This is a genomic window from Streptomyces liliifuscus (genome assembly GCF_016598615.1).
Lineage (GTDB): Bacteria > Actinomycetota > Actinomycetes > Streptomycetales > Streptomycetaceae > Streptomyces > Streptomyces liliifuscus.
The window spans coordinates 866,793-881,493 of sequence record NZ_CP066831.1 but is presented as its reverse complement, the minus strand read 5'-3'; the positions used below and the strand labels follow the sequence as shown (position 1 = coordinate 881,493).

16 protein-coding genes are annotated in these 14,701 nt (G+C 70.7%); 7 read left to right on the top strand and 9 right to left on the bottom strand.

Annotation, left to right across the window (positions count from 1 at the left end):
- Positions 1-155: 155 nt before the first annotated feature.
- Both JEQ17_RS03790 and JEQ17_RS03785 read right to left on the bottom strand, forming a co-directional pair.
- A complete protein-coding gene (locus tag JEQ17_RS03790; RefSeq protein WP_200393837.1) occupies positions 156-1,214 on the bottom strand; it encodes an ArsR/SmtB family transcription factor in 1,059 nt (352 codons plus the stop codon).
- 234 nt (positions 1,215-1,448) lie between these two features.
- Entirely contained in the window at positions 1,449-1,625 is a 177-nt protein-coding gene (locus JEQ17_RS03785; protein WP_200393836.1) for a hypothetical protein, read from the bottom strand.
- Positions 1,626-1,911: 286 nt separating this feature from the next.
- Between JEQ17_RS03785 and JEQ17_RS03780 the strand changes: the two genes are divergently transcribed.
- The 5 genes from JEQ17_RS03780 (at position 1,912) to JEQ17_RS03760 (ending at position 7,479) form a co-directional block, all read left to right on the top strand.
- Positions 1,912-2,301, top strand: a complete 390-nt coding sequence (locus tag JEQ17_RS03780) for a hypothetical protein (protein ID WP_200393835.1) — start codon at positions 1,912-1,914, stop codon at positions 2,299-2,301.
- A gap of 202 nt (positions 2,302-2,503) precedes the next feature.
- A complete protein-coding gene (locus tag JEQ17_RS03775) occupies positions 2,504-2,905 on the top strand; it encodes a peptidoglycan-binding domain-containing protein (RefSeq protein ID WP_200393834.1) in 402 nt (133 codons plus the stop codon).
- 191 nt (positions 2,906-3,096) lie between these two features.
- Positions 3,097-5,784, top strand: coding sequence for a LuxR C-terminal-related transcriptional regulator (locus JEQ17_RS03770; protein ID WP_234048052.1), 2,688 nt, complete (start codon positions 3,097-3,099; stop codon positions 5,782-5,784).
- A gap of 148 nt (positions 5,785-5,932) precedes the next feature.
- Positions 5,933-6,844, top strand: a complete 912-nt coding sequence (locus JEQ17_RS50450) for a calcium-binding protein (RefSeq protein ID WP_267924756.1) — start codon at positions 5,933-5,935, stop codon at positions 6,842-6,844.
- Between the two features lie 83 nt (positions 6,845-6,927).
- Entirely contained in the window at positions 6,928-7,479 is a 552-nt protein-coding gene (locus JEQ17_RS03760) for an RICIN domain-containing protein (RefSeq protein ID WP_200393833.1), read from the top strand.
- A gap of 142 nt (positions 7,480-7,621) precedes the next feature.
- Here JEQ17_RS03760 and JEQ17_RS03755 read toward each other — a convergent pair whose 3' ends face one another.
- The 5 genes from JEQ17_RS03755 to JEQ17_RS03735 form a co-directional block, all read right to left on the bottom strand.
- Complete coding sequence (locus JEQ17_RS03755) at positions 7,622-7,903, bottom strand: hypothetical protein (RefSeq protein WP_234048051.1); 282 nt, start codon at positions 7,901-7,903, stop codon at positions 7,622-7,624.
- Between the two features lie 45 nt (positions 7,904-7,948).
- Complete coding sequence (locus JEQ17_RS03750; RefSeq protein WP_200393832.1) at positions 7,949-8,728, bottom strand: SDR family oxidoreductase; 780 nt, start codon at positions 8,726-8,728, stop codon at positions 7,949-7,951.
- 106 nt (positions 8,729-8,834) lie between these two features.
- Positions 8,835-9,743: a GlxA family transcriptional regulator gene (locus tag JEQ17_RS03745; RefSeq protein WP_200393831.1), complete on the bottom strand. Its 909-nt coding sequence runs from the start codon at positions 9,741-9,743 to the stop codon at positions 8,835-8,837.
- A gap of 10 nt (positions 9,744-9,753) precedes the next feature.
- A complete protein-coding gene (locus JEQ17_RS03740) occupies positions 9,754-10,353 on the bottom strand; it encodes an isochorismatase family protein (RefSeq protein WP_200393830.1) in 600 nt (199 codons plus the stop codon).
- A gap of 172 nt (positions 10,354-10,525) precedes the next feature.
- Positions 10,526-11,857 carry a cytochrome P450 gene (locus JEQ17_RS03735; RefSeq protein WP_200393829.1) on the bottom strand — a complete coding sequence of 444 codons (1,332 nt, stop codon included), beginning with the start codon at positions 11,855-11,857 and terminating at the stop codon, positions 10,526-10,528.
- Between the two features lie 236 nt (positions 11,858-12,093).
- On the opposite strand from JEQ17_RS03735, the gene JEQ17_RS03730 reads away from it, so the two are divergent.
- A complete protein-coding gene (locus tag JEQ17_RS03730; protein ID WP_200393828.1) occupies positions 12,094-12,561 on the top strand; it encodes an SRPBCC family protein in 468 nt (155 codons plus the stop codon).
- Between the two features lie 88 nt (positions 12,562-12,649).
- Here the strand turns inward: JEQ17_RS03730 and JEQ17_RS03725 are convergent, their stop codons facing one another.
- Positions 12,650-13,120, bottom strand: coding sequence for a hypothetical protein (locus tag JEQ17_RS03725; RefSeq protein ID WP_200393827.1), 471 nt, complete (start codon positions 13,118-13,120; stop codon positions 12,650-12,652).
- Between the two features lie 182 nt (positions 13,121-13,302).
- Here JEQ17_RS03725 and JEQ17_RS03720 point away from each other — a divergent pair, with 182 nt between their 5' ends.
- On the top strand, positions 13,303-13,596 hold the full coding sequence (locus tag JEQ17_RS03720) for a hypothetical protein (protein ID WP_325176241.1): 294 nt from the start codon (positions 13,303-13,305) through the stop codon (positions 13,594-13,596).
- Between the two features lie 163 nt (positions 13,597-13,759).
- Here the strand turns inward: JEQ17_RS03720 and JEQ17_RS03715 are convergent, their stop codons facing one another.
- Complete coding sequence (locus JEQ17_RS03715) at positions 13,760-14,662, bottom strand: TIGR03619 family F420-dependent LLM class oxidoreductase (protein WP_200393826.1); 903 nt, start codon at positions 14,660-14,662, stop codon at positions 13,760-13,762.
- Positions 14,663-14,701: the final 39 nt, after the last annotated feature.

The following is a 14,701-nucleotide window of genomic DNA, read 5'->3' as shown; positions in this document are numbered from 1 at the left end:
TGTGGTGCCAGGTTGTCGTCGGCCGTTGCGTGGCCGCCACACGTTGAAGCCGTGGCTTAAACGGAAGCAGTCACTCAGGCGTCATGCCTGAGGGGGAGTGGCCAGGCGTCAGGCTTCAGGGGTGGGGGCAGGCGTCACGCCCCGTGGGGCAGGGGTCAGGCGTCGAACGGCGTGTGCTGCGCGCCGTCGAGGAGGACGAGCCCCGCCGGAGTGATCGTGTGCAGCACATGCTTGCTGCGGCGCACGCTCAGCAGCAGTCCGGCCTGCCGCAGCACGGCCGTGTGCTGACTCACCGCCGCCCCGGAGATCCCGATCCGCTCCGCGAGTTCACCGGTCGTACGCCCGGTCACGACGTCCTGGAGGATGGCGGCCCGGGTACGGCCGAGCAGCGCTCCCAGTCCTGCTCCCGGTCCTGCCCCTGGTCCTGCGCTCGGTCCGGAACATGGTCCCGAGCCCCGGCCCGTGGCGCCGGGCATCAGCGCCCAGCCGAGGGTGTGTTGGATCGGATAGACCAGGACCGGCGTGCGGTCGGGGAGTGGCGCGGCGAGAGTGACGGGTCGTCGGGAACAGAAGAAGGACGGCTGGAGCAGTAACCCCCGTCCACCGAGCCGCAGTTCGTGGTCGACCGGATAGTCGGCCTCCAGTACCGGCGACTGCCAGCGCAGTACGGGCCGGAGACTCGCCAGCAGCCCATCGGTTCCGCCTCCCAGCACCGCCCGGGCGCGTACGGCACGGTCGGCGTCCACCTGCGCCCGGATGTGCGGCCAGAAGGCGGCCAGGGCTCGTCGGTGGTACCCATACAGCGCGGCGCCCAGCCGTTGCAGGGCCTCAAGGGTGCCCTCGGCGAGGGCACGGGCCTCGGCCGGCAACTGTCTCGGCCGGGCCGGGGAGGCGGCGAGCCTGGCCAGATCGCCGCGCAGGTCGGCCCGGGGCGTGCCGAGCACGGTGTCGACCGCGTGCTCCAGCCCGAGAGAGCCGCCCAGGTCGGGCGTGAGGAAGTCCGGAAAGTAGCCCCGGGGCGGCAGCAGCGCGGCGAGCAGCCCGTCCGCCGGACCCAGTCGTGGCCGTACGATCCGCCGCCACTCGCCGAACGCCAGGGAGTTCTCCTCCCTGATCAGCGCCTGGAAGCTGTTGACGATCTCCCACAGGGGGTCGGGGGCGGCGGCGACACGTACACGTGCGATGTCGTCGGCCGTGAAGTGCACCCGCAGCATGGGGATCTCCGAGGGTGGGCGGTCATCAGGTGAATGGCGGTGCCCAACGACAGTGGGGGAGCCCAACTGCCCGGGCAAGGGGGCACATTCGGTCACACGGGCCACTTGCGAGCAGGGGCGCGTAGCAGGCGGCGAAGACGCCGACGGCCCAACTGTGGCTGTGGGTGTCCATCGGCGCCCGCCCCGCCGGGAACCCTTCACTCTCGTCGTGCAAGTGGGAGCGGTTGCGTCGCTTCAGGGCGTCGAGGCCAGTCGGGCGTGGAAGAAGGCGGCCAACTCGGCGATGGCGGGGGCGACATACTCGTCCTTCTTGTCGTACAGGTCGAGGTGGCCGGCGCCTTCGATCCAGCGGAGTTCCTTTGGCCAGGTACGACACCGCGGCCTTGATGTCCTCGACCTGGTGGGCCGCATCCTCCAGGCCACGCGGGGTGCCCTCGCTCTCACCCTGAAAGGCGGCGTCGTACGCGAGAGTGACGAAGCCCCGCTCGGCGAGGCGCCGCGCGTACATTCCGGCGGCCGCGTCCACCACCGTCACGCCCCCCGGCACCAGGTGCCAGGGACGTTGCGGAGGACGACCACACCGCAGTGAACCTGAGTAGGGGAACTCATGTGCGCGGCCAGGCGCCCGGGACAGACTGTGGTGTCCATGACCAACCTAGAAGGAGTGAACTTGAGGCGGACGAGGAGAACTCTGGCCGTGACGGCGCTGGCGGCGTTAGGGCTTACGGGTGTGGTGGCGGGCCCTGCCACTGCGTCGACCGATGTCTTGTTGCCCCACCCCGGTCCGGAGGGCTTGGTGTGGGTGGAGGAACGCACAGGAGACGGTGGCGTCGTGTCGGGCGGCGCGTGGGAGGAGCTGCCGACCGTCCTCACCGTGGCCTGCGAGGGCGGCGGCAGCGTGCGGGTGACGATGGACTCGCAGCAGGTGGAGGTTTCCGCGTTCTCGGTTGATTGCCCGTCAGGCGCTGCCGGGGTGGGCTCGGTGACCATGGAGGCCGGTGTGGTTCGTCCGGGATCCTTCTCCGTGGCTGTCGACGCTTCCACGGAGTCCATTCGGTGGGCGCTGACCGTGACACAGCCGGAGTAGCCGTCTGATGTCCAGTGGTCACCTGCCTGAGAGCGGGTGACCACACGCCAGCCAGCGCCGGACGAGCGTAGTACTCTCCTTCACCCGAGCCGCAAACCCCCTGGAACAAGGGGAGTTCGGTGTTCCGGGAGCTCTGGTCACATGCCCTGCACCTCTGCCGCCGCAGCAGCAGTGGCAGACGAGCAACGGAGGACACACACCCATGATCCATGCCCGACGAATCGCCGCATCGTGCATGACGGCCGCACTGGCCGCAGCCTCGCTTCTCGTCGCCGCTCCGGCCGAGGCCTCTCCCGGCACGTGTTACATCACGAGCTACGACAACCCACTCATCCCCGGGGGTGGGCACTACCTGGTGCCCGAGTACAACCTCTCGCCCGGCATGACCGACTTCTGCGTGACGTCGTGGCAGCGGCAGATCAACAGGCGCTATGGCCAGGTCCTCACCGTTGACGGCATCTACGGCCCCCGCACCAGGGACTGGACCTCGCGAATCCAGGGCTCCCAGCAGTACTCCTGGTGCGCGGGAGGCGTGGACGGAATAGCGGGGCCCAAGACGATCAGCTGCTTCGAGCATGTGAACGGCTATACCGAATGGGGATAGGCGCCATGGCCGGAGGCGGCGTGTAGGGCGGCGGACTCGGAGAAGTGCCGGAGAGCCGGTTGGTCCGCTCCGCCGGGCGTTCCTAGACTCACTTGGCGTCAAGCGAATCGTGCACGTGCTGAGTGGGTGGAGTGCGTCCGGGGGTGCCCGTCGGGGTGTTCGCGTGGCGTGCCCTGCCAGGGGGAGCCGTGGTGCGGGATCGGGTGGGCCGTTGGCCGTTGGTGGGCCGCGAGGAGGAGCTGGACTCCTTCGCCGCGGCGCTGGCGGACCGGGAGTGCCGGGGGTTCGTGGTGGGAGGGCCGGCCGGGGTGGGCAAGTCCCGGCTGGCCGAGGAGTGTCTTGGCCGGGCCTCGGCGGCGGGTTTCCGGGTGGGGAGGGCCACCGCGAGTGCCGCGGCGGGTGCCGTCCCGCTGGGGGCGATCGCGCATCTGCTGCCCGCGGGGGTGGATCTGTCGGACCCGGTGGCCGGGTTCGCCGCGGTCGCCGAGCGGTTGGCCGCCGGGCCGGGGCGCCGACGATGGGCGCTGCTGGTCGACGACATGCATCTGCTGGACTCGGCCTCGGCGGTGCTGCTGCGCCAGCTGATGGACACCGGTGTGCTCCTGCTGATCGGCACGGTCCGCAGCGGTGAGCCGTACGGGAAGGCCGTCACCGCACTGCGGGGCGGAGACGCGGTGCGTCGGGTCGACCTGACCGTACTGAGCCCGGAGCAGATCGAGGCGCTGCTCCAGGCCGCGCTCGGCGGAGCGGTCGCCCGGCGCAGCCTGCACGACCTGTCGGCCGCCAGCGGCGGCAATGTGTTGTACCTGCGCGAACTGGTCCTGGGCGCCCTGACCGCCGGGGACCTGACCGAGGACGGGGAGATCTGGCACCTGGCCGAGGGCCGGCTGCCGGCCACAGCGCGGCTGACCGAAGTGATCGGCGGCCGATTGGCCACCGCCGATTCCGCCGGACGCCCCGTACTCGAACTGCTGGCGCTGTGCGAGCCGTTGTCCCTGGCCGATGCCGAAGACCTGGCTCCGCCGCAGGTGATGGCGGCCCTGGAACAGGCCGGACTGATCCGCATCACGCAGGACCGTCGGCGTACGGCCGTGTCCCTGGCCCACCCGCTGTACGGCGAGGTGCTGCGGGCCGGTCTGCCGGTCCTGCGCCGCCGGGCCCTGCTGCTCGACCAGGCCGCACGCGTCGAGGCCCGCGGCGCCCGCCGCCGCGGCGACCTGGTGCACATCGCCACCTGGCGGCTGGCCGCCACCGGCACCGCCGACCCCACCCTTCTCACGCAGGCCGCCGTACTGTCCCGCCACGCGCACGACTACCCCCAGACCGTCGCTCTCCTGGAGGCACTGCCCGAGAAGCACCGCACCACAGCCACCGGCCTGATGCTCGGCCACGCCTTCTTCGAGATGGGGCGTTGGGACCAGGCCGAGGCGGCGATCGCCCAGGCCGACGCCGTGGCCATCGGTGAGCAGGACAAACTGGCGGTCGTTCTGGTCCGGACACTGAACCTGCTGTGGAGCAACGCCCCTCTCACCGCGGCACTCGCGGTCAACGACGCCGCCCTGGACCGGATCACCAGCGCCGAGGGCCGCCGCAAGCTGAGGATCAATGAGGGCTTCATGCGCATAGCCGCCGGCCTGCCGGCCCAGGGGCTGGCCCTGCTGAACGACGTGGAGACCGACGTCGGCGACGCCCCCGACGTCGACGTCTGGCTGCGGGGTGCCTGGATGAAGCCCTTCGCGCTGGCGCTGGTGGGCCGCACCGGCGAGGCCGCGACCTGGGCGGAGCGCGCCCACGCGGGCCACCGGAAGGTCGACGAACACGCCCTCGTCTCCCATCCCGCCGTCCAGCGCATCCCGCTCGTCCTCGCGCTCACCGAAGCCGGCCTCCCCGCCGAAGCCCGCCGCGAGGGCGAGCGCACCTACGCCGAACTGGTCGCCGCCGACTCCGTCGTACGGGTCTGGCTGGCGGTCTTCCTCGGCCGTACGGAGTGGCTGGCCGGCCGGCCGGCGACCGCCCGCCGCTGGTGGGCCGAGGCCGCCGCCCTGGCCCGTTCCTTCGACCACACCATGGCCCTGCGCCCGGTGCTCGGCGGGCTCGCCGCCTGTGCGGCGGTACTGGGAGACCTGGACGCGGCCGAAGCCTCGCTGGCCGAACACCGCACCCTGCCGCCGCTGTCACCGGGCCTGCTGTCCGCCGGGGAGGAACGCCTGGGCGAGGCCTGGCTGTTGGCCGCCCGTGGACACCTGGGCCGGGCACGGTCCGTGCTCACCGCCGCCGCCCTTGTCGCCCGTTCGACCGGCCATCTCACCGGCGAGGCACTGCTGTTGACCGATGTGGCCCGGCTCGGCGGAGCGAAGGAGGTCACGGACCGGCTGACCGCACTCGCGCAGAGATGCGACGGGGCACTCGCCCCGGCCCGAGCCCAACTGGCCGCCGCGCTGGCGGCCGACGACCCCGACCAGCTCCTCCGGGCCGCCGACGCGTGCCAGGCCGTGGGCGCGGAGTTGCTCGCCGCCGAGGCCGCCACCGCCGCAGCGGCCGCCTGGCGCCGGGCACACCGGGCCCGCCGCGCCTCGGCGGCCGCCCACCGGGCCGCCGCCGCCCCGGCCCGCTGCGAAGGCGCCCGCACACCACTGCTGACCACCGCCCAGCCCACCGCTCCGCTCACCGACCGCGAACGCGAGATAGCCCTGCTCGCCGCGCTCGGCAACGCCAGCAAGGAGATCGCCGACGCCCTCGCCCTGTCGGTGCGTACCGTCGACAACCACCTCCACCGCGCCTACGCCAAACTCGGCGTCACCACCAGGCGCGAACTGGCCCGGACCCTGAGGACACCGTCCCCCGTCCCACGTCCGGATCACCAGCACGGCCGGTCGTAGAGCGCGACCGGCGGTTGAGTACCGACTACTCACGCCATCCCACCGCGCCACCGGCACTCTCAGTCATGGAAACGCCGGCCATGGGCTCAGGAGAGTGCCGGCCCGCAACCGCACGGCGGTTGCGGAAAACACAACGGAGGGGAAGACGATGGGCAGAAACGCGCTGTTACGGATCATGGTGGTCGCCGCGATGGCGGGTTCCGCGGTAACCCTGACCGGAGGTTCGGCGAACGCGGCCACCGGTGTGTTCAGGAGTGGGGACAACGTGGTCGTGAACGCGGCACAGGGCCGCGCGAACAACATCACCGTCAGCCTGTCGGGGAGCTTCGTCGTCATCCAGGACACCGCCGACACCCTGACGGCAGGCACCGGTTGCGCGGTCCAGATCAACGGCTCGGTGGCCTGCTCGATCGACCTCGTACGCGCCTCGGTCGTGGTCAACGCCGGGGACGGCAACGACACCATCACCAAGACCGCCGCCGTCCGCGGGGAACTGAACGGGGAGTCGGGCGGCGACACCATCAACGGCGGCTCCACCCAGGGCAACACCAACGTCCTCAACGGCGGGACGGGCAACGACACCGTGAACGGCGGCCCCGTGAGCGACCTCCTTGTCGGCGGACCCGGCGCCGACACGCTCCGTGGCGGGGGCGGCTTCGACATCGTCAGCTACCTGGAGAGCACCTCGGGCGTCGTCGTCGACTTCGACAACGCCGCCGACGACGGAGCCGGCGGGGAGGGCGACAACGTCCTCACCGACGTGGAGGCCATCTACGGCAGCCAGTTCGGTGACACGATCACCGGGAGCTCGTTGAACGACAACATGCTCGGCTTCGGGGGCAACGACCGGCTGGTCGGCGGCGCGGGGAACGACACGCTCCAGGGTGACCTAGTCCAGAGCATCGGCGGCGTCGGCGCCGACACCCTCATCGGCGGCCCCGGGAACGACACCCTCAACGGCGTGGACAACATCTTCGGCAACGACTCCCTCGACGGGGGCGCCAACACCGACACCTGCACCGCCGACGCCGGCGACCCCAAGAGCTTCTGCGAGGCGTGAGGCCGGACAGGCCCCACTCCTGCTCCTGCTCCTGCTCTGCCGACGCGATCCACACCCACTGCTCACAACTGGAGGATGATCCAGTGGCCGCGAACATGATCCGTACGGGAAAGAAGCCAGTCAGCCGTGTCGCCCTCGCCGCGGCATTCGGCCTGAGCCTGGTCGTACTTGCGGGCGCCGGCGCCGGTGCCGCCCCCGCACAGACGCAGGCGGTGTACACCTTTGTGATCAACAGCCGCAGCGTCAAGTGCCTGGATGTGCCGGAGAACAGCAATTCCAACAACCAAGGCATCGAGCAGTACGAGTGCAACGGCAATGGCAACCAGCTCTGGACGCTGGAGTCCCAGGGCAATGGTTTCTTCCGTGTCATCAACGAGAACAGCCGCAAATGCCTGGACGTCCGGGGCCGAAGCGTGAGCAACAACGCGGTGGTGGTCCAGAACGGCTGCAACGCGGAGTTCAGCCAGCAGTGGTCCCGGCAGCCTGACTCGGACGGCGTCGGAACTCGACTGGCAGCACGCCACAGCGGCAAGTGCCTGACCGTCGCCAACTCGAGCCTGGCCAACAAGGCCGGGATCGTTCAGTTCACCTGCGGCGCAACAGGAACACAGAGCCAGAGCTGGCAGTTCGGCTGACTCGGTGCGGCCTGCAGTCCGCGTCCCATACCGGCGAGGGACGGGCCGAGTTCGTCGCGGAGGTCCTCGCGTAGCCGATCGCGAATGGATGGCCATCTGGAAACGGCAGGTCCGCGTGCGTGCGGGCTTGCCGGATCCGTCGTCAGCGCCAATCCTTGGGGATGTTGCGCAATTGCTCGAGGAGATCCCAGTCCTTGGGCCTTGCCCCACGGGAGAACCACTCGGCGCCCTGACCGGTCCAGTAGCCGCGGTACTCCCGGGTGGCCGAGAGGTCGAGTGCCGGCGTGCCCGACTCCCATCCGCAGCAGTTGCAGATGATGTGGGTCGGCCAGGTGTTCTCGAAGAAGAGGTCACCGTCCGTGTAGCCGCAGACGCGACAGACTTCCTCGTCCTCGACACTCCTCATGGGGTCGTCACTCTTCATGGTTCCCCATACTGCTGCAGGCTGCCCGGTGCGTTGTGGTGCGGGTCAGCGCTCGGCGTTCACCCACTCCTCGAACGTCGGCCCCGCCAGCCTCGCGTGGGGGCTTGGCAGCAGGGAGCCGTCGGCGAAGAGGTGGGCGTCCGGGTCGTCGGGGTTGGTGACCGCGATGACCTTCACCGCCGAGCCGTGCCGCGCCGAGTACAGGGACGCGACCTGCGCCAGGTCCTCCTCGCGCGGGCCGGCGATCTCAGGGAAGGGGGCCGCCGCTGTGCCCGGTTCGGGGGCGGGGGCGACGGCCAACGCGACCAGGGCCTCGGCGACGGTTCGTGCGGCCACGAGCTGAGTGCGCATCTCAGGGACGTACGCCGTCTCGCCTTGTGTGCCCCACTGCAGCAGCTGGGGCACGAACTCGTGGAACTGGGCCGCGCGCAGGATCTGCGTCGGGACCGGTCCCGCGAGGGCGGCTCGTTCGTGGGCGAGCTTGGCCGCGTTGTAGCCCGTGGTGAAGCCGCGGTCGATGCCGATGATGGACACCACGACGAGACGTCGTACGCCGGCCCGTACGCCGGCTTCGTGCAGGTTGCCGGCCGCGGCGGTGAAGAAGTCGGTGGCCTCCCGCTGGTCGGGCGACGGGGTGCTGGAGACGTCGATGACGGTGTCGACGCCGGTGAGCGCCTCGTCCAGGCCCTTGCCGGTGACTACGTCCACTCCGCCGGAACGGGACATGGCCACGGTGTCGTGGCCCTGCTCCATGAGCACCTCGACGACGTGCTGTCCGACTCGTCCGGTCGCTCCGGCGACTGCGAACTTCCTGCGTACGTCCATGATCTTGTCTCCTCGGAATCCTCTGCGCTGTTACTTTCCTGACGGAGCGCGGCGGGGGAGTGTGACCGATGTGCGGAGGAATTCTTCGGGCCTGGCGTTGGCGTGGTCAGGCCGCGCGGGCGCGGAGGCGGCGCAGCATGCGGGGGTCCTCGAAGCCGACCGATCGAGCGGCGGCGTCGGTTGTCGCGCCGTGGCTGATGAGGTGCTGGGCGCGTTCGAGGCGCAGGGCCTGCTGGTAGCGCAGTGGGGTGAGTCCCGTGGCGCGGCTGAAGAGCCGGGTGAGGGTCCGTTCGCTCACGCCGACGGCCGCGGCCAGGGCGGGGAGGGGGAGCGGCTGGTCGAAGCGCGCGTCGATGAGGTCCTGGGCCCGGTGCACGGTGTCGTCGAGGTGTGACCGGTGCCGGAGCATCGCGCTGGACTGCGACTCATGCCCGTTTCGGCGGGCGTAGACCACCATGTCGCGGGCCACCTGCGCGGCGACGGCCGGGCCACGCTGGGCGGCGACCAGGTGCAGGGCCAGGTCGATACCGCTGGCGATGCCGGCCGAGGTGATCACCCGGTCGTCGGAGGTGAACAGGACGTCGCGGACGACCAGGGCCCCGGGATGGCGCAGGGCCAGTTCGTCCTGCACGTCGTGGTGGGTGGTGCAGCGGCGGCCGTCCAGCAGACCGGCCCGGCCGAGCGCCTCGGCCCCGGCGCAGACGCTGGCCACCGTGCCCCCTCTGGCGTGGTGGTCCCGCAGGACCTGGAGGGAGGCGGCGCCGATGGCGGGACTGTCGGCCAGTGTCGCTGCCCGCCAGCCGGGCACCACGATCAGGTCCTCGGGCCCGAGTTCGGGCCAGTCCAGTTCCGCCACGAGCGGCAGCCCCTGCGCGGTGGAGATCTGCGGCCGCTCGGCGACGTAGGAGAGCGTGTAGGGGTGCCCGAAGTCGGCGGCAGTCGAGAAGACCTGCGCGGGGCCGGCCAGGTCCAGCAGGTGGACTCCGGGCACCAGGAAGAAGGCGATGTGGCTCACGATTCGGTCATCATGCCCCAGATCCTGCCGCTGCCTCCAGCTGGTCGACCGTCGCGATGGTGGCGAAGCGTCCGGCGAGGGCGTACTCGGTGCGCCTGATGACCTCTTCGGCGGGCAGCGTGAGCGGGTCGGCCAGCAGCTCGGCGACGCTCTGGTCGGCGGGGGCGTCGCGGTGGGGGATGGGATTGGTCGCGGTCGCGTCGGTGACGAAGGTGACCTGGTAGCCGAGGTCGCTCGCGACGCGGGTGGTGGTCTCCACGCACTGCTCGGTGCGGATGCCGCAGACAGTGACTTCGCGGACACCGCGCTCTGTGAGCAGTTGCTGCAGGTTGGTGGTGGTGAAGGCGTTGTGCGACGTCTTGTGGATCAGCGGTTCCCCGTCCACCCGCTCCAGTTCCTCCATGAGCCGTACATGGCCGAGGGCGGGGTCGAAGACATCCCCGCTGCCGGGCTCGGAGTGCAGCACCCATACGACCAGGTCCCCGGCCTGCCGGGAGAGCCGGACCAGGCGGTTCACCTGGTCGGCGATCTTCAGGTCGGAGGTGGTTTCCCACAGCGGACGGGCCCGGAAGGACTCCTGGACATCAATGACGATCAGTGCTCGGGTCATGCCTCAAGCCTGGGCCGTACGAGAGGGCCAGGACCAGGCCACATCGGGTCCGGGTACGGACCGATCCGGTCATGGGTGGGGGGGCGACCACAGACGGACAGCCGCTCCCGGCACCAATGCCTGGCAGAACTCTGCCGCCCTCCGGCAACTCCATGGTGCGCGACGGCCCGTCTCAGGCAAATGTCGGTACCAAGGTCGCCGGGGTGGGCCCGTCCGGGCGGACGGTGATGCCGTGTACTGCCTTTGTGGGGGTGGAGGAGAACGCCGGGGTGTGGGGCGGTAGGAGGTGTTCGAGCAGGACGGTTGATTCGCGGAGTGCGAATTGGAGGCCGAGGCAGGCGCGGGGGCCGATGCCGAAGGGGAAGTAGGCGCCCGGGTGGGTGGGGCGGGCGCCCGGCGTGATGAAGCGCTGGGGGGCGAAGTGCTCCGGGTCCGGCCAGAGTTCGGGATCGCGGTGCGTGAGGTACGGGCAGACCAGGAGGTCGGTGCCCGCCTCGACGGCGTACCCGGCGAGGGTGTCGTCCTCGGCGGCGTGGCGGGGCAGTATCCAGGCCGACGGGTAGAGCCGGAGCGTTTCGTGGAACAGGGCCTGGATGGCCTGGCGGCGTTCAGGGGACCCTTCGCCGCCTGCGGCCAGGGCTTGTTCACGGGCCGCGGGGTTCCGGTCGAGGAGCAGATAGAGCCAGGTCAGGGTGGTGGCAGTCGTCTCGTGCCCGGCCGCGAGCAGCGTGACCAGTTCGTCGCGGATCAGCCGGTCGGTGTACTCGGGGTGCTCGGCGGAGGCGTCGAGCAGGACGTGCAGCAGGCCCGGGCCGTCGGGTCCGGCCGCTCCGCCGCGGGCGGCCTCGATGGCGTGCCGCGCGACCGCATCGATCCGGGCGAGATCGTCGGCGACGGCTTTCTGGGCGTCGCCGATATCGGCGGGCAGAGTCGGAAGGGCGGCTCCCACGCTTTCCACGGCGGCCAGTTCGCGCTCGGTCTCGTCGTCGAGGGCATGCCCGGTGAGGGATCGCCAGATGGAGTCCAGGGCGAAGCGGCGCATCTCCTGCCCGACATCGAAGGACTGCCCGGTACGGGCGTACCCGTCCCAGCGCCCCGCGGTGGTCCGGGCGGCCCCGATGATCCGCTGTTCGTAGCGACGCATCCCGGTACCGGTGAACTGGGACTGCAGCAAACGGCGTTGCTGCTTCCACGCCGAACCGGTGGCGGCCAGGACACCGTCGCCGATCAGCACACGGGCGCGGTGGGAGCGCTTGACGTACCGCTCCGGGTGCCGGGCGAGTACGTGCTGCACCGCTTCCGGGTCGGTGACGAGAACCGTGGGGGTCGGCCCGAGGCGGAACGCGGCGACTCCGCCGAACCGTTCGCGCACCTGGGACAGCAGCTCAACCAGTTCACCCCCGCCCGAATGCCACCGCTTCACGAGTGCAGGCTCGGCTTCGGGGATCAGCCGCCTCGCGCCGGGGACGTACGAAGGGGAGTCGGGACTGGCTTCAGGGTCCATGTTTCCTCTCCTGGTCAACGGCCGCCGGGCTCGGCCGCAACGGGGCGCCGGCGCCAAGGCGGACTGTACGGGAGCGGACACATCGGGTGACAGTTCACCTGGGCACGGCGTCCGTCCTGGGACAGCACGGCACAGCCCGGCCCGGCCCTTCCGGCACAGCCCGACCCGTCCCGGCACGGCCCGGACACCGTAGCCCCGCGCCGTCCAGGGAACCGCCTTCGCCCTAGACTCGGGCCATGGACAGGACTGACCGCGCCAGCCGAGTGATCGCGGCGCCCCCGGCGAATGTCTACGACGCTCTCCTCGACCGGGAGTCCCTGGAGGCCTGGTTGCCGCCGGAGGGCATGCGCGGGCGGGTCGAGTGGTGGGATCCCCGGCCCGGAGGCGGATTCCGGATGGTCCTCACCTACCTCGACCCCACCGACAGCCCCGGCAAGACGTCGGACGCGACGGATGTCGTCGACGTGGGGTTCGCCGAGCTGGTGCCACCGGAACGCGTGGTGCAGCGGGCGGTGTTCGAGGCCGACGACCCGTCGTTCGCGGGCACCATGACGATGACCTGGCATCTCGCCGCCGCCGGTGACGGAACCGAGGTGACCGTCACCGCCACGGATGTGCCACCCGGCATCGACCAGGCGGACCACGAGACCGGGATCGCCTCCTCGCTGGCCAACCTGGCGTCGTACCTCGAAGGGACCGACTGACTCGGGTCGGCTGCGACCTGGCCCTGCGGCGTCGAAGGCAGGTGGTAGTCCGTCCTCCGGCGTGGGCTCGGCCCGCCCTGGACCCGTACTACTCGGACGGGCGCAGGTTGTTCCGGAGATCGCCCGCGCCCGTGATGATCGAGGTGTAGAGCCCGGAGCAGGTGTTGAACTTCTGGGTGGTGGCGGCATCGACCGTGGTCTCGGGCACGGTGGCGCACAACTGGGTGAAGTACTGGTCGTACTGCTCGTCGATGGCGGTGGTGCCGTCCAGCGTCGCCTGGTAGCGGTCCTTGTCGGGCAGGGCCTCCACCTCCTTGTGCAACCGCTCGGTGATCGCGTGCACGGCCGCCGCATGGGTCTCGCAGGCGCTGCCCACGCCCGCCGTGCAGCCGTCGGGCTTCGCGTTCACCGCCTCGCTGATCCTGTCGTGCCACTTCGCCTCCAACTCCAGGGACTCGCCGCCCTGTTCGTCGGTGGAACCTCCACACCCCGCGGCCGCGGCCATGACCCCGCAGACCAGCAGCGGTATCAGCGACCGAAGCCCCGTACCGGCTCGCATCGCGCCCCCTGTCGTCGTGTCCCGCCCGCCCGGCCCGGGCGGAGCGCCGAGAGCGTAGCGCAACCGCGCCGAACCGGTCAGGAAAGGAGCGAGCCGCGGAGCTGAAGACGAGCAGTCGTCGCGGACGCGGAAAGGGAAAGGCGGCCGCCGACGAGAAGGACGTACTCTCGACGATCGCCAAGATGCCGCAACCGGACCGTGCGATCGCGGAAGGCCTGCACGTCGTCATCACCGCAGAGGCCCCGACCCTGTCGCCGAAGCTGTGGGACGGGATGCCCGCCCACGCCAGGGGCGGGAAGGTCCTGTGCTTCTTCCTGAGCGCGCAGAAGGACAAGACGCGCTATTCCACGCTCGGCTTCAGCGATCAGGCGAACCTCGGCGACGGCACCATGTGGCCGACCGCCTATGCCCTGACAGGACTGGGCGAAGCCGACGAGGTGGCGATCCGCGCGCTCGTAAGGAAGGCCGTTGATTGAGAGGGGACTGCCCATCTCACGCGGCGGGCAGGAGAGCCGCAATGGGCTGCGGGCGGACACCATCGGGCCGCGAAGGGCCCCGGTGGGAGGACGGTCCGTCAGGGCGAACGATCCCCCTGGCTGCGGCACTGGCTGCGACAGGGGGATCGGCGCAGTGCTGGCGTCAGCCCTTCTGGACCAGGGCGATCAGTTCGGTGGCGAGGGCCAGGGACTCGTCGACGCTGTGGACGGCGTACATGGAGTCGACCATGAAGTGGTCGATGCCGGTGCGCTCGTGGACGGTCTTGATGGTGTCGGCGACGTTCTGGGCCGTGGTGCCCGCGTCGATGTTGACCCGCAGAACGGCGTCGATCGCGGACGGGTCCCGGCCGGCCTCCCGGGCCAGCTGGTCGATGGCCGTCCGCTGGTGCACGAGCCCGTCGATGTCCACGTAACTGGGCACCACGACCAGCGGCAGCCAGCCGTCACCGCGCTCCGCGACCCGCCGCAGCGCGCGCTCGGACATGGCGCCGAGGTAGAACGGCGGACGGGGGCGCCGAGCGGGCTTGAGGGGGGAGTGGTGCGCGGGCACCGAGATCAGTTCACCGCTGTACTGGGCCGGGTCGGTGGTCCAGATGGCGTCCAGGGCGTCGAGCAGTTCGTTCATCCGGGCGCCGCGCCGGGTGAAGTCCGAGCCCGCGGCCTCGTACTCCTCGGGCGACCAGCCGATGCCGAAGCCGGGCAGCAGACGGCCGTCGCTGATCACGTCGATGCTGGTGAGCGACCTGGCCAGCTGGACCGGCGGATACAGCGGGGCTATCAGTACATGCGTGCCGAGCAGTACGCGTTCGGTGGCGCTCGCGGCGATGGCGAGGAGTACGAACGGGTCGGCGGCCGTGTTGAGTTCGGCCGGAATGGAGTCGCCCTGCCCGCCGTAGCCGACCTTGGGGTTGACGGCGGCCAGATTGCGGTCGCCCACCCACAGGCTCGCCGCGCCGGCGTTCTCCGCCTCGCGCGCGAACTCCGCGGTCCGGGCGATGCCTAAGGCCTGCTTGTGGAACTGCGGGAGCGCAAAACCGATCTTCATGGCTGATCCTTGCTGAGTAGTCGTGGCAACCATCGACCG

What these genes read in the sequence shown, in the direction of transcription:
- JEQ17_RS03790 (WP_200393837.1), bottom strand. Translation starts at nt 1,214, where the DNA reads ATGCTGCGGGTGCACTTCACGGCCGACGACATCGCACGTGTACGTGTC.
- JEQ17_RS03785 (WP_200393836.1), bottom strand. Translation starts at nt 1,625, where the DNA reads ATGCGGCCCACCAGGTCGAGGACATCAAGGCCGCGGTGTCGTACCTGG.
- JEQ17_RS03775 (WP_200393834.1), top strand. Translation starts at nt 2,504, where the DNA reads ATGATCCATGCCCGACGAATCGCCGCATCGTGCATGACGGCCGCACTG.
- JEQ17_RS50450 (WP_267924756.1), top strand. Translation starts at nt 5,933, where the DNA reads ATGGGCAGAAACGCGCTGTTACGGATCATGGTGGTCGCCGCGATGGCG.
- JEQ17_RS03755 (WP_234048051.1), bottom strand. Translation starts at nt 7,903, where the DNA reads ATGAAGAGTGACGACCCCATGAGGAGTGTCGAGGACGAGGAAGTCTGT.
- JEQ17_RS03750 (WP_200393832.1), bottom strand. Translation starts at nt 8,728, where the DNA reads ATGGACGTACGCAGGAAGTTCGCAGTCGCCGGAGCGACCGGACGAGTC.
- JEQ17_RS03740 (WP_200393830.1), bottom strand. Translation starts at nt 10,353, where the DNA reads ATGACCCGAGCACTGATCGTCATTGATGTCCAGGAGTCCTTCCGGGCC.
- JEQ17_RS03735 (WP_200393829.1), bottom strand. Translation starts at nt 11,857, where the DNA reads ATGGACCCTGAAGCCAGTCCCGACTCCCCTTCGTACGTCCCCGGCGCG.
- JEQ17_RS03730 (WP_200393828.1), top strand. Translation starts at nt 12,094, where the DNA reads ATGGACAGGACTGACCGCGCCAGCCGAGTGATCGCGGCGCCCCCGGCG.
- JEQ17_RS03725 (WP_200393827.1), bottom strand. Translation starts at nt 13,120, where the DNA reads ATGCGAGCCGGTACGGGGCTTCGGTCGCTGATACCGCTGCTGGTCTGC.
- JEQ17_RS03720 (WP_325176241.1), top strand. Translation starts at nt 13,303, where the DNA reads ATGCCGCAACCGGACCGTGCGATCGCGGAAGGCCTGCACGTCGTCATC.
- JEQ17_RS03715 (WP_200393826.1), bottom strand. Translation starts at nt 14,662, where the DNA reads ATGAAGATCGGTTTTGCGCTCCCGCAGTTCCACAAGCAGGCCTTAGGC.